7 protein-coding genes are annotated in these 14,725 nt (G+C 62.2%); 6 read left to right on the top strand and 1 reads right to left on the bottom strand.

Annotation, left to right across the window (positions count from 1 at the left end; all coding sequences use genetic code 11):
- Window positions 1–19: 19 nt before the first annotated feature.
- Window positions 20–2,272, top strand: coding sequence for an alpha-L-rhamnosidase (locus LDO22_RS01825; protein WP_224025876.1), 2,253 nt, complete (start codon window positions 20–22; stop codon window positions 2,270–2,272).
- 343 nt (window positions 2,273–2,615) lie between these two features.
- Entirely contained in the window at window positions 2,616–4,148 is a 1,533-nt protein-coding gene (locus tag LDO22_RS01820; RefSeq protein WP_224025875.1) for a glycosyl hydrolase 53 family protein, read from the top strand.
- Window positions 4,149–5,639: 1,491 nt separating this feature from the next.
- On the opposite strand, the gene LDO22_RS01810 is transcribed toward LDO22_RS01820, so the two are convergent.
- Window positions 5,640–6,632, bottom strand: coding sequence for a LacI family DNA-binding transcriptional regulator (locus LDO22_RS01810; protein ID WP_224025873.1), 993 nt, complete (start codon window positions 6,630–6,632; stop codon window positions 5,640–5,642).
- Between the two features lie 158 nt (window positions 6,633–6,790).
- Between LDO22_RS01810 and LDO22_RS01805 the strand changes: the two genes are divergently transcribed.
- From LDO22_RS01805 to LDO22_RS01790, 4 genes are read left to right on the top strand one after another with little or no spacing between them, the layout of a single operon-like run.
- Window positions 6,791–8,101, top strand: a complete 1,311-nt coding sequence (locus LDO22_RS01805) for an MFS transporter (RefSeq protein WP_224025872.1) — start codon at window positions 6,791–6,793, stop codon at window positions 8,099–8,101.
- Between the two features lie 27 nt (window positions 8,102–8,128).
- Complete coding sequence (locus tag LDO22_RS01800) at window positions 8,129–10,627, top strand: alpha-L-rhamnosidase (protein ID WP_224025871.1); 2,499 nt, start codon at window positions 8,129–8,131, stop codon at window positions 10,625–10,627.
- On the top strand, window positions 10,624–12,867 hold the full coding sequence (locus LDO22_RS01795; protein WP_224025870.1) for a glycoside hydrolase family 3 C-terminal domain-containing protein: 2,244 nt from the start codon (window positions 10,624–10,626) through the stop codon (window positions 12,865–12,867). The genes LDO22_RS01800 and LDO22_RS01795 overlap by 4 nt, the downstream gene beginning before the upstream one ends.
- Window positions 12,864–14,390 carry an NAD(P)-dependent oxidoreductase gene (locus LDO22_RS01790; RefSeq protein ID WP_224025869.1) on the top strand — a complete coding sequence of 509 codons (1,527 nt, stop codon included), beginning with the start codon at window positions 12,864–12,866 and terminating at the stop codon, window positions 14,388–14,390. The genes LDO22_RS01795 and LDO22_RS01790 overlap by 4 nt, the downstream gene beginning before the upstream one ends.
- Window positions 14,391–14,725 lie beyond the last annotated feature (335 nt).

The raw sequence follows: 14,725 nt of genomic DNA, 5'->3' as shown, positions 1-14,725 counted from the left end.
GCCACCGAAGGAAACCTCCGTGCTCGAAACCGCAACCATGATCACTGCAGACGCCGGACGCACCGCCGCCGTCGTGCTGACTAGCACTATCAAGCTGGACACGCGTGCAGGCCACCTCCAGAAGGCGACTCTGCGTGCCACCGCCCACGGTGTGTACGAGGCCCGCATTGGCGGCCAGCCCGTTTCAAAGGCACTTTTGACGCCAGGCTGGACCTCCTATGAGTGGCGGCTGCAGGTGCAGGAAGTGGACGTCATCGACTTGGTGCAGGACGGCGTGGACTTGGAGGTCCTGCTTGGCAATGGCTGGTACCGCGGAGACTTGGGCTTCGAGAATGCCAACGCCAACTACGGCGAGGAAATCGGATTTATCGGGGAGCTCGAACTCACCTATTCAGATGGGAGCAGCCAAAAGATCGTTACGGACGACTCCTGGGGTGCCCACGCGAGCGATACCCCCGAAAACAGCCTCTATAACGGACAAAAAATTGACGCCCGGCTCCGGGGCGCGGGTGCTGCGTTGGAAGTCCGCTGTTTAGATTTTGACCGCTCGACACTGATCTCACAGGTCGGGCCGCCGGTGGTGCGGCAGGAATCGCTTCGTCCCCAGCGCATCTGGACTTCACCGGCCGGCCGCGTGCTGGTGGACTTCGGGCAGAACCTGGTCGGTTGGCTTCGCTTCCGGGTCCAGGGTCCGGCCGGCTCTGAAATAACTATCCGGCACGCCGAAGTCTTGGAGCACGAGGAGCTGGGGACCCGTCCGTTGCGCGGGGCCAAGGCCACCGACACTTTCGTGCTTTCCGGGGAACTCGACTCGTTCGAACCGACCCTGACGTTCCACGGTTTCCGTTATGCGGAGATCACTGGCTGGCCGGGTACCCCCGGCATTGAGGATCTCGAAGCAGTGGTGGTCCACTCTCAAATGCGTCGCACTGGCTGGTTCCAGTGTTCAAACGAGCTGGTCAACAAGCTCGTCAGCAACTCCATCTGGAGCCAGAAAGGCAACTTCCTTGACGTACCAACGGATTGTCCGCAACGTGATGAGCGTCTCGGCTGGACCGGTGACTTGGCAGCCTACGCGTCCACGGCAACGTTTCAGTTTGAAACCGCAGATTTCCTGCACAAGTGGCTTCTCGATCTCGCAGAAGAAACCCGCCACGGGAAATACGGGGTGCCGCACGTTGTTCCTGACGTACTCAAATACGCCAATTTTCCGGACGAACACGCTGAACGGGAAGAGCTGTTTGCGGGCCCTAAGACCATCTGGGGTGACGCGGCAGTCTGGGTTCCGGAGGCACTATGGAACGCCTACGGGGACCGGCAGCGGTTGGCCGAACATTACCCCGGCATGGTCCTCCACCTTGAATCCGTGCTTCCTCGGCTTTCCGCCACCGGTGTGTGGGACCAAGGCTTCCAGTTCGGTGACTGGCTCGACCCTGACGCCGCACCTGATGAACCGTGGAAAGCCAAGGCCGATCCCGGAGTAGTTGCAACCTCCTGCCTTTACCGCTCAGCCCGTGTTGCTGCGGAGACCGCAGAACTCCTTGGGAAGACCAGTGACGCCGAACGCTGGCATGAGCTGGCTCAACGCACGCGCGCAGCATTCAACGATGCTTACGTCGATGGGTCGGGCAGGATCGTTTCCGACTGCCCTACGGTCTACACTCTGGCGATCTGTTTTGCGCTGCTTCCGGAGGACCTGCTGGAGCCAGCCGGCGACCGGCTTGCCGAGTTGGTCCGAAACGCGGGCTATCGCATCTCTACTGGTTTCGCTGGTACCCCCTTTATCAATCGCGCCCTCACTGAAACCGGACACATCGAGGAGGCTTACCGCCTGCTCCTGGAGACGGGCAACCCCTCCTGGCTATACCCCGTCAGCATGGGCGCCACCACAATTTGGGAACGTTGGGACTCGATGCTCGAGGACGGCACCATCAACCCCGGCGAGATGACGAGCTTCAATCACTATGCCCTCGGTGCCGTCGTCGACTGGCTCTACACCTATGTAGCCGGCCTCCGTCCCGCCGAACCTGGCTACTCACGTCTGCTGTTGCAACCCGTGCCGGGACCAGGGCTCGATTACGCCAAGGCAACCCTGGACACCCCCCACGGGACGGCCGAGTGCGGCTGGAGCCGCGACGGAGAACATCACGTGACCGTCGAAACGCTCGTCCCTGAAGGAATTCTTGCCGATGTCATCCTTCCAGATGGCACCACGCACACCATCGCATCAGGCAGGCATAGCTTCGAAGTCACCATGGTCCCGACGGCCTGAACAGTCCCCGGATTCGGCAAAGAACACATAGCGGAATCATGGCCCACCTACGGCCATTGGGGTGGGCCACCGAATCTACGGCACATGCGGTCATAGCTGTGGGGAACGGGACGTAGGCTACAAAGTCGGCCATTCGCTTGGTCCGGGTCATCACCTCCGAACCTTGCAAAGTGCGGCTTTGAACGGCCCGTTGTCGCCAGGACTGACGTCTTGGCACAGTGCAGGCCCTGGCAGTGTCCGCTCACATATGGAGGTTGTGCTGCGTCTGACCCGCGGCTTGGTGACGAAACTGTGCCCGCACGCTATCCGGAGCGTCTCTCTGCCGCACGAGTAACGCCCTCGCGTGGTTGATCACGTTATCGGAACCCGTCTCAGGACCGCTGGAGGAAAGCATCTCCCGGCGGGTGTGAAACGTCGAATAGATCAACTGGGTGCTAGAGGAAAGCAACAGAGTGCTATCGAGGAATGCGGGCAAACCCCAGAATTGAAAGGCAGCTTTGATCAAGCCGAGTTCCCACGAAAAGAAAGACCGACGATGACGTCACTAAATCCTCCATCGCAATCTCCGCGAAGCGACTTTAACCGTCGCAAATTCCTCTCGATCTCTGCCGCCGGTGGGTTGATGGCCGGCGCTGGCATAGCGGCAGGTGCCCCTTCGGCGTGGGCTAAACCCAAAAGTGTTTTGCCTCCCAGCGCCACGTTCCGTGCGGGATTGTCGGTTTCCCCCTTTACGTCATCGATGCTCCAGAAGGGCCTTACCTACACCGACGGTTCGCTGACGGCAGCGTCCCTGGAAGAGGTACAACGGCTCTTCATGGCACATGGCGGAAACGAGGTTTATGCGCGGATTGCCACGCGGCGAACCGCCAATGACGTGGACGCACAGCACGGACTGGAACCGGGTCTCGAAAAGGCCCGCCTTGCTCGCAAGCTAGGATTGCCCTTCAACCCCGAACTGGGCCTGTTTGCGGTCTACGGCGATATTTCGCATCAACCTGGCCCTGATTTCTCTGACTACCCACAGATCGCGGTACCTGGGCCTTGGACCTCCCAGCCGATTACCGTCATGGTTGCGGCCATGAAGGACTATGGGGCACGTGTTGCAAGACAAATTCTGGCCACCGGCGCGGAAGTAAATGTCTGGGACCTCGGTAATGAAGTTGAGTTCGGATCCGCGGGTGTTGCGATACGGAGCTTCACCGAATCCACAGCATACTGGTCGTACAGCCCGCCGGACGCAGTAGATCCAGAAATTGGCAGGATGACCGCTATGCAGCTCTTTGGCATGCCTGACCGGACAGCCTGGCTCAAACAGCACCTCTGGCCACACATTGGTGCAATTTTCGCGGCGGTGGCCTCGGGAATCCGCAGTGTTGACCCTCATGCCCGATTCAGTACCCATACCAGTACGACTGCTTTCTACTTCCCAGACCTCCTCACGGAATTCTGGCAATCGATGAGCGATGCTGGCATCGACTTCGACGAGATTGGCGTCTCCTACTACCCCACCGCCACTGGTGGGTCTCTGACTTCTTTCCAGGCCACGGCGACTCTCCTGAAGGAGCGGTACGGGAAGAAGGTCTTTATCAGTGAAACCGGCTACCCGTCGGGCACCATGGGCCAACCGTTCGCCTGGAATTCGCCCTTGATCGAATACCCCCAGGATCAAGATGGCGAGTACCGCTTCTACCGCGACCTCACTGCCTGGGGTGCAACCAGCGGTGTGCTGTCCGGAATACGTCCCTGGGCGCCGGATTATGCACTCGGCGGCTGGCAGCCGATGAGCTTCTTTACACCTGAGGGCAACATCGCTAAGGCGGAGCCCGCGTTGCGGGGTATTCAGGATGGCCTGCCTGCCGGGCTCCCGCTCCTATAAGGGCTAGCCGGTCCGGATTGATCCCGTTAGGTGCCATGACTCGCCTAACGGGATCAAAACGGTCAAGCCTCCCGCGGTCGCCCGAATCGCTGTCGATATGCCGTTGGCGAGAGTCCCGAATGTACCCTGAAACGTCGGGCAAAGTAATTCGCGTCTGGCCACCCTACTTCGCGTCCTATCCGGGCGATTGAGTTGTCAGTATCAATAAGAAGACGAGCCGCCGTCTCCACCCGTCGCCGCGCCAGATAGGCCAACGGAGGCAAACCAAGCTGCGCTCTGAACAGCCGCGCCAAGTGGCTTGGAGTGATATGCAGCTTTCGGGCTAAAGCATCCAAGGTCCAAGATTCCTGCAGGCTCTCCTCGAACAGCCGAATGCCCTCGATTACGGCCGGATGAGTAGCGGCCGAGGAAGCTTCTTGGTTCTTGACAACCTGACGTACCAGGTCGTCGAGAAGCAGAAGCAAACCAGACATAAATTCTGCTCGCTTTTCCGAGTCATCTCTGCACAGCTGTACAAGCGCAGCCATCCGCTCGATGAACGATGTGAGGACACAATTGGGCAGCCGTCCGCTAAATAACATTTGCTCGGACCCGGGATCTGCGTTGGAGAAAAGTGCTCGGGCTACACGAGTATCGCTCACCATCCACGAAAGAGAGTGATGCAACAAAGTGGTGCTAATACCGAAGTTATAGACTTCGAGGTCACGGCAAGACCCGTAACCATGCGCAATCCCGGGCTTGAGGAATATCACATCGCCTTGGTGTATCCTTGCTGAACTTGTCCCGCATTCGTGGACGGCGGACCCGTTGACGACGACTACCACTTCGACAAACGAATGGCTGTGCACAGGGTAGTCGACTACATGTAAATGACGGCCTGCGTAGACAGGAACCGTTCCCAACAGGTGTACAACTCCGCCCGCATCCTCGGCTATAGAAAGGCCCATTCCCTACCATCCTGCATAAACTCATTGTGAAGAGCGGCGTGTGCAATAGGGTGCCTTTGCCGGTCTAGGAGGCCCCAAGCACCTCGAGCTGCGCTGCCTCCTCGCGGCATGCTATCCATGAGACTCCAGTGGACGCCCCAGGTGGTTAGGGATCCAATGCTAGCTCGTGCTAGTGGAGGCAATCTTAGGTGTGGTGCAAGGTCTCCGCAAGGCTCCCTTGGACCGCGGCCAGGGTATTCGATAAGTTCCGCAGCTACGAGCCTGCCATGGTCGTCCTATGGCACGTGCGGCTCGCCCCTCCCTTGGAGGCGGGGCGCACGGCATCGGTGCGCGCGGGGCGCTCTCTGGGCCATGGTTCGGTCCGTGACGTGGGCGCTAGCTTGCCGGTATTGGACTAATGGTTCATGTGGGATCTGCCAAAAGGAGGAGGCCCGACCGTACGGCAGACCGTCGACTACGATCCCGCTGAACCGCAGTTGCGGGGCCTGGTCTTCAGCCAAGGCGCAGCACGCTGTTCTTACTCGATGATCCATAGGCGAGAGGGTCAGGTTGACTCGCGGCGGACGAGCATCGCGATCATGGCAGGTTCTTCGGCAGGGACCGCCCTGCCATCGGCGGCGTTCAGGGCGGTAAGTGCCATTTGACGTCCAAGACCTTCAATGTCCATCCGGATGCTGGAGAGGCTCGGGACGAACAATTCGGCCCACGGGTTGTCGTCATGGCCGATAACAGCCAACTCGCCGGGGACGGAAACCCCCTCGCGCAAAGCGGCGCCCACCACAACGGCGGCAATTTCGTCGTTGTACGCCACCACTCCCGTAGTGCCGCTGTTTGACCACTCCTGGACCGCGGTCCGGGCGGACGTGTCATGGACGTTGATAGTGCGGTGATCCACCTCGCCCAGACCCAGGTTCGCCAGCTTCTTGCGAACAACCGCGAGCCGCGCCTCAGTAATCAACGTGAGTCGCAAATCAGCTGGCGCCGCGAAACCAATTCTGCTGTGGCCCAAGCCGGCAAGATGCTCTACCTGGAGTTCCGGGCCGGCGACAATGCTCGGTCCTGTCTGCCAGGCTGCGGTGTCCGCTTCGGGGTCCGGAATGATGTTGGTGATGCCGCTTGCGCGCATGGAGGCGATGTCGCGGGCTGAGAAGGGGAGTAGACCCATCACCACATCCGGATCCAGCACTTCCCAAAGTGGCCGCGCGGTACCGCCTTCGTGAAGTGTGTAGGTCACGAGGGAGTAGCCGGCCTCGTCCAGGAAACTGGACGCCTCCTCGATGTGTCGGCTCATACTGTGTTCAATGGGCCAGTCCGGCAGCACCAGCAAAATGATCCTGCTGCGGCCACGGGCAAGAGCCTGCGCTGCGCTGTGGGGTCGGTAGCCGAGGCGTGCAGCCTCTGCGATAACGCGTTCCCTTGTGGCCTCAGAGATTGTCTGGCCCCGGGTGTTGTTGAGGACGAAGCCCACGGTCGCCCTGGAAATACCCAATGACTTGGCGACATCCGTCGCTGTTACCCGCCGATTCTTCGTCTCCATTGTCATCCTCACAGATTACCTTGCGCGCGATAGTCCTAGCAGTTACGATTTAGGAAGCTAGCACGCGCTAGCGATCTGAATCACCTTGATTGGTGTCGACAACGGAGTCATCATTGACAAATTCTTCGACGGGCAGCGCGCCGCGTTCTGACGCACCCTTGCCCCAATCCCTCCCCCAGCTCGACGTACTCCCCGAAGCACCCGAGCTGACGATGCCGGCGACTGCACCTTCCCAGGCTCCGGTCGGCAAGCGCTACATCTGGCTGATGGTCCTCGCCCAGTTCGGGGTCTTCGTCGCTTTCATCACGCCTCTTGCAATTTCCCTGGCGATTCGCCTGAACCAACTGGCTCCCGGACACGAGGAATACCTGGGCTACATCACGGGTGCGGGAGCATTCGCCGTCATGTTGACTGCGCCGTTCCTGGGCGTAGCCAGCGACCGCACACGTACCCGTCTGGGCCGCCGCCGGCCGTTCATGATCGGCGGGATGATCCTTGGGGTCGTTTCTCTGGTGGTCATGGCAACTGCCCCGAGCGTCCTCGTGCTCGGAGCAGGCTGGGTCCTTGCCCAACTGGGTTGGGGCCAGGTGCTTAGCAACCTGCAGATTTCCACTGCCGATCGGCTGCCGGAAAATCAGCGCGGCAAGGTCGCCGGCCTGACCGGGTTTGCCACCCAGGTCGCACCCGTTGTGGGTGTGGTCCTCGCTGGAAGCTTCACTACCGATAATCTGCTGCTGTTCCTGGTTCCCGGAGCAGTTGGCGTCCTCCTGACCACCCTGTTCGTCCTCCTGGTGCACGAAAGTGACAGCCGCGGCAACACGTTTGATGAGAAGCTCAACCTGGGCAGCCTGCTGCGGAAATACCTCTACAACCCCAAGCAGTACCCGGATTTCTCCTGGAACTGGCTCGGCCGCTTTTTCTTCTACTTCGGCCTTACCCTGAACACCACTTTCACCGCATTCTTCTTCGCCTCCCGTCTGGGGGTCAGCGTCACGGACGTCGCCGGGATCATCGCCGTTCTCTCCATGGCAGGGATTTTGACTACCACGGCCGGTGCCATCGGCGGCGGCTTCCTCTCCGACAAGCTGCGGCGTCGGCGCGCCTTCGTTTTCGGCGCGGGCATCGTGTTCGCAGCCGGCGCCATTGTAATGGCGTTCGCCACGGAGATGCCCATGCTCGTCGTCGGTTCACTGCTTGGATCGCTCGGCATCGGTGCCTTCTCCGCAGTTGACCAGGCACTGCTCCTGGATGTCCTTCCCGAAAGGGACACGGACGCGGGCCGGTTCATGGGCATCACCGGTTTCGCCACGTCCATTCCGCAGTCGATCGCCCCGCTCATCGCCCCGATCTTCCTCGCAGTCGGTGTTGCTGCAGGAGGCGAGAAAAACTATCTCCTGCTGTACGTGATCGCTGCGGCCTGCACCATTTTCGGTGGCCTGGTGGTCCTTCGCATCCGCTCCGTCCGCTAGTTTACACCCCGTTTTTAGGAATACGTTATGTCCCGCATCTGGACCGGCCAGTACATCACCCCCACTGCTTCGCACGGCAACGAAAATGACCCCGCCGCGTATCTCCGCCGGGAGTTCGACGTTCCCGAGCCTCCTGTGCGTGCCATCCTGCACGTCACAGGACTCGGGCTGGTCGAACCGCACCTGAACGGCGGTGTAGTGGGTGATGAGGTCCTAGCCCCCGGGTGGACTTCCTACCGGCACCGTCTTGCCGTCAGCACCCACGACGTCACCGACGCAATTGTGGTCGGAACCAATGCCGTTGGTGCCATCGTGGGACAGGGGTGGGCGATGGGCCGGCTGGGTTGGGAAGACAAACGGCACCATTACACGGACCGCCCCGCCCTGTATCTTGAGCTGGACCTTGAATATGCGGACCGGACAGAAACCATCACCAGCGATGCGTCTTTCCGGGCAAGCGCAGGTGGGGTGGGCGCCAACAGCATCTACGACGGCGAGGAATTCGACGCCCGGCTCGAACCCGACGGGTGGGACCGTCCAGGGTTTGACGACTCAGCCTGGGGATCTGCGGAGTCCTTTGACTGGCCTCTCGATGCCCTCTTTGAAGCCACGGCCGACCCCATCCGCCGCATAGAAGAAGTCGCACCGGTCGAGATCTTCACCACCCCCACCGGTAAGACCGTCGTGGACTTCGGTCAGATCATCTCCGGGTGGGTGCGCCTCACCGTTCAGGGCGAGGCAGGAACCACCGTCACACTGCGGCACGCCGAAGTGATGACCGAAGGGGAAATCGACGTCGAAACCCTGCGCACCGCAAAAGCCACCGACCGCTACACACTCCGCGGAGGAGAACCCGAAACCTGGGAGCCAAGGTTCACCTTCCACGGCTTCCGGTACGTCGAGATCGACGGCTGGCCAGGGACCCTGGACCAAGAGGCGCTGCGTGCCGTGGTCGTGCACTCGGACATGCGCCGCACAGGCTGGCTGGAAACCTCAAACCCGCTGCTGAACCAGTTGCACGCCAACGCGGTCTGGTCCATGCGGGACAACTTCGTGGGCGTTCCCACGGACTGCCCACAGCGCGACGAACGCCTGGGCTGGACCGGAGACCTGAACGCCTTCGCCCCCACCGCCGCGTTCCTCTACGACGTACGGTCAGTCCTTAGCTCCTGGCTGGAGGACCTCGCCGCGGAACAGGCGGAGAAGGGCTTCGTACCGTGGGTGGTGCCAGACGTCCTGTCCACTCCGTCCTCCCCCACCGCACTGTGGAGCGACGTCGCGGTCAGCCTGCCCTGGGCCCTCTACCGCGAATACGGTGATGAGACCATCCTCGCCAACGCCTATGACTCCATGGCAACCTTCATCCGCCAGGTCGCAGGCCTGCTGGACGCGAACGGTTTGTGGAGCAGCGGCTTCCAGTACGGTGACTGGCTGGACCCGGACGCCCCCATGGACAACCCCGCCGGCGGCAAAACCGACAGGCACCTCGTCGCCTCGGCTTACCTGTGCCGGACCACCCGCGAAATGACCGACACCGCCAGGATCCTCGGCCGGGACGCTGACGCCGAAGAATTCTCCACCCTCGCCAACCGGGTCCGCCGCGCGTTCATTAACGAGTACGTCACGAAAAACGGGCGGCTCGTGGACCAGACCGCCACCGCGTACGCCCTGGCCATCACATTCGGCATCCTTGACGCAGACCAGCAAAAGCTCGCCGGAAAAATCCTCGCCACAACGGTAGCCAAGTCCGGGTACCGCATCTCCACCGGTTTCGCCGGAACACCCCTGGTCACCGACGCGCTCTCGATGACCGGCCACCTCGACGAGGCCTACCTCCTGCTGCTCGAAACCGGCTGCCCATCATTCCTCTACCCCATCACCATGGGAGCGACAACGATCTGGGAACGCTGGGACTCCATCCGGCCCGACGGGACCATCAACCCCTCCGGCATGACCTCCCTGAACCACTACGCCCTCGGCGCGGTGGTGGACTGGATGCACCGCACCATCGGCGGGCTCACCGCCGTCGAACCCGGCTACCGGCACATGCGCATCGCACCCCACCCCGGCGGCGGACTCACCCACGCGCACCTCCGCCACGACACCGTCCACGGCGAAGTAAACATCTCCTGGTCCATCACCGACCGCACCATGACCCTGGAAGCGACCCTCCCGGCCGGAACAAGCGCAGAGGTACGGCTACCGCTGCACCCGAACTCCCCCACCATCAACATCAGCGGCGGAACCCACCAATGGTCCTACGAGATGGAAGACCAGGCAGCCGCCGACGCTGTCTTCACCCTGGACTCAACGCTGGGGCAGATCGCCGGCAACGCCCGCGCCTGGCGGGCCTTCACGGACGCATTCTCCAGCCACTTCCCCGGCGTGCCCCTGGACGGTCGAGCACCTGAGGCGGCAGTGATGTCCGTGCGGACCATGCTCGACTACGTCCCCGGCGCCTCCGATGAACTCAAAACCGACCTCGCGACAGCACTCACGTCCGCTTCCCAAGGAGCCCACGCATGACCGCCGATATTTCCGCCCTGACACTTGAGCACAAGGCGTCCCTGCTCTCCGGAAAACACTTCTGGTCCACCAAAAGCATCGATGACGCCGGAATACCCTCCATTGTCCTTACCGACGGACCCCACGGGATCCGCCGTCAGGATGCGGCGGCGGATCATCTGGGCATCAACGACAGCCTGCCATCCACCTGCTTCCCTCCGGCCGTGGCCGTGGGCTCAAGCTGGGACCCTGACGTGGCCGCCAACGTGGGCGCCGCCGTCGGCCGCGAAGCCAGGGCCTTCGGGGTATCCGTGGTCCTCGGACCGGGCGTAAACATCAAGCGGTCCCCGCTATGCGGACGGAACTTCGAGTACTACTCCGAGGACCCGCTGCTGTCCGGCGTCCTCGGAGCCGCCCACGTCACTGGCCTCCAGGGAACCGGCCCCGGCGCCTCCGTCAAGCATTTCGCCGCCAACAACCAGGAAACCGAACGGATGCGCATCAGCGCAGACGTCGATGAACGAACGCTGCGCGAAATCTACTTCCCCGCCTTCGAACGGGTCGTCACCGAAGCCCGCCCAGCAACCGTCATGTGCTCCTACAACAAGGTCAACGGCGTCTACGCCTCACACAACAAATGGCTGCTGACCGACGTCCTGCGGGGCGACTGGGGCTTCGACGGTGCCGTCGTCTCTGACTGGGGCGCGGTCAGTGACCGCGTCGCAGGCGTCGCCGCCGGGATGGACCTCGAAATGCCCGGCAGCGGCGGAACCACCGACCAGCAGATCATCGACGCCGTCCGCGCCGGCCGTCTCACCGAAGAACAGGTCGACAACGCCGTCCACCGGGTCGTTGCCCTGACAGCCTTGGCCAGGGAAGCCACTCACGACCTGCCCCTGGAGGAGCACCATGCGCTGGCCCGCGAAGTCGCAGCAGAATCGGTCGTGTTGCTCAAGAACCGCGAGACCTTGCCACTGGAGAACGGCCAGCGCATCGGCGTCATCGGCCCCTTTGCCGCCTCCCCCAGGTTCCAGGGCGGCGGCAGCTCCCACATCAACGCCACCAGAACCGACTCAGCCCTAGAAGAACTCACAGCTCTCGCCAACGAGCGCAACGCCACTGTCGATTACGCGACCGGGTTCTCCCTTGAGGAACCGGGATCCGCAATCCTGCAGAACGAGGCCATCAGCGTTGCCCAGGCCGCAGATGTCGCCGTGGTCTTCGCCGGCCTCAGCGAACGTGAAGAGTCCGAAGGCTTCGACAGGACCGGACTTGAACTGCCCGCCAACCAGGTCGAACTGATCCGGGCCGTGGCCGCGGCAGCGCCGAAAACAGTTGTCGTCCTCTCCAACGGCGGCGTCGTCTCGCTTGAAGGATGGCACGATGACGTGGACGCCATCGTCGAGGGCTGGCTACTGGGGCAAGCCGGCGGAGGGGCACTCGCCGACGTCCTCTTCGGCGTCGTAAACCCCTCGGGCCGCCTTGCCGAAACCATCCCCTTGCACCTGGAGGACAACCCGAGCTGGCTGAACTTTCCCGGCGAGCAGGGCCACGTCCGCTACAGCGAAGGGGTCTTCGTCGGCTACCGCTACTACACCACCGCCGGCGTGAAGGTCCGCTACCCCTTCGGGCACGGACTGTCCTACACCACCTTCGACACATCCGAGCTGGACGTCGAGACGCTCTCCGACGACAGCGTCACCGTCCGCGCGACCGTCACCAACACCGGGGAACGGCCCGGCAAGCACGTGGTCCAGGTCTACGTCGCCACAACAGCAGGCCCGGTCCGCCGACCCGCCCGGGAACTGCGTGCCTTCACCAAAATCAGCCTGCAGCCAGGCAAAAGTAAGCGGGTCGCCCTAACCCTGGACCGCCGCGCCTTCGCCTACTGGGACATCGAACTGGACCGCTGGGTGGTGCCCGCGGGCTCCTACACCATCCAGGTGTGTTCGGACGCGTCCACTGTCCTGGCAGAACAGGAAGTGACCCTCGCCGGGGACAGCATCATCCGCGAACTGACCATGGACTCCACCGTCGGGGACTGGTTTGCCCACCCTGCAGTGGGCCCGGCGCTCATGGCAGGACTTACCGCTTCCATGACCGAAGAACAGGCCAAGCAGGCCCAAGAGAACAACGACCAACTCAAAATGGTCGAGTCCATGCCCATGCAGCAATTCCTTGCCTTCACCAACGGCCTCTTTCCCGCCGAAGCACTGGAAGCACTAATGGAATTGAGCAAAAAAGAGGAAGCGGCCTCATGAGCCGGCCGAAGGGCCGGGACGAGTCCGGCAAGCCAGCCCGGACCCGTGTTTTCCTCACAGGGGCCTCAGGGAACTGGGGGCGGGCCACGCTCAGGGAACTCAGGGAACGTGCCGACCGGATCAGCGTGACAGCGCTCGTGCTTCCCACCGAACGTGACCGGACCGCGCTGGAGGAATTCAGCGGCATGGAAAACCTGAACGTCGTCTGGGGCGACCTGACAGACCCGGCAGCCGTGGAGCGCTGCGTTGCAGACACTGACATCATCCTGCACGTGGGGGCGGTGGTCTCCCCCCTGGCCGACCAGCACCCCGAGCTCGCGCGCAAAGTCAACATCGGCAGCATGCGCAACATCATCCGCGCGGTCAAAAACCTGCCAGATCCGTCCCGCATCAAAGTAGTCGGAGTGGGGTCCGTCGCCGAAACAGGAAACCGGGCGGTCCCCCATCACTGGGGCCGCATCGGGGACCCGATCCGCGTCTCAACCTTCGATGAATACGGACAAACCAAAGTCATCGCCGAGCGGGAACTGGCGGACTCCGGGCTCCCCCGCTGGGCCTGGCTCCGGCAAACGGGAATCTTTCACCCGGACATGCTCACCATCCGCGACCCCATCATGACGCACTCCACCCTGGACGGGGTCATGGAATGGGTATCGGTAGAGGACTCAGCCAGGCTGCTAGCCAACATCTGCGAACCCACCGTCCCCGACGAATTCTGGGGCGGGATCTACAACATTGGCGGCGGCGCGCCGTGGCGTTTGACCAACTGGGAACTCCAGACCGCCATCGCCGACGCGCTGGGAGTAAAGGACATCACGCGATGGTACGACCGCAACTGGTTCGCCACCGGAAACTTCCACGGCCACTGGTACACCGACAGTGACCGCCTTCAAGCGCTCGTACCCTTCCGCCAAGACACTTTCCCCGAAGCCCTGTCCCGGGCCGTCGGTTCCCTGCCCGCTGCCGTAAAGTCGGCCGGGAAAGTGCCCGGCTGGCTCATCAAGCATCTGGTCATGAAACCCCTTACCCGCCAACCACGCGGGACCATGCACGCCCTGAGGTCGGGCAACACTCCTGAAATCAACGCCCACTTCGGGTCCCTTGCCAACTGGCAGTCAATCGGAGACTGGTCCACGTTCCATCCCCCTGCGCCTGACAAGACACCAGTCCTGCTCGACCACGGGTACGACGAAACCAAGAAGCCATCCGACTGGACCGGAACAGACTACAGCTCCGCCGCAGAATTCAGAGGCGGGCACCTGCTGACCCAGGACATCGCACCGGGACAATTCACCAAACCGATCACGTGGAGGTGCGCATTCGACCATGCCTTCGATGCCAGCCCCCGCCTGGTCCTAACAGCCGGCCACTGGTGCCCCACCTGCGTCGCGGACACTGCCAGCTACCCAGACCAAGCCGCGCGGAATCCGTTCCTCGCCCAACTTGTCCAGGCTGCGGAACAACCAGTCCACACAACTGCAGCGACGGGCAGCGCAGCGGGCACATCACGGCCGAAGACCTGACCCCGCTGCGGAACGTTCACAACACGCTGATACCGAAACCCCAGAGAAGCAGGAGGCAGGAACACCGTGAACCCTAACGAAATCATAGTGAACCGACTTGCGATCGGAGCCGGCACCGGCACAGCACCAAGCCAGTGGCAGCCGGAAGAGGATTGGAGCGCCTTGGTTGGCTCCCCCGTCGAGGTTCACCATCTCGGGAAGCTGGTAGACCTCGGGACAGTGGAATGCGTGACACATGACGGAAGCCTCCTGTGGCTGCAGCAGAACGGGGCGGTCCCTCGACGCATCATCGAGAAAGACCCTGATGTGCACCTCCGTCATGCCTAAGCCGCCCC

The sequence above is a fragment of the Arthrobacter sp. NicSoilC5 genome, assembly GCF_019977395.1.
In the GTDB taxonomy this organism is placed as follows: Bacteria; Actinomycetota; Actinomycetes; order Actinomycetales; family Micrococcaceae; genus Arthrobacter.
The sequence above is the reverse complement of the archived record's forward strand: the minus strand, read 5'-3'. Positions and strand labels throughout refer to the sequence as shown.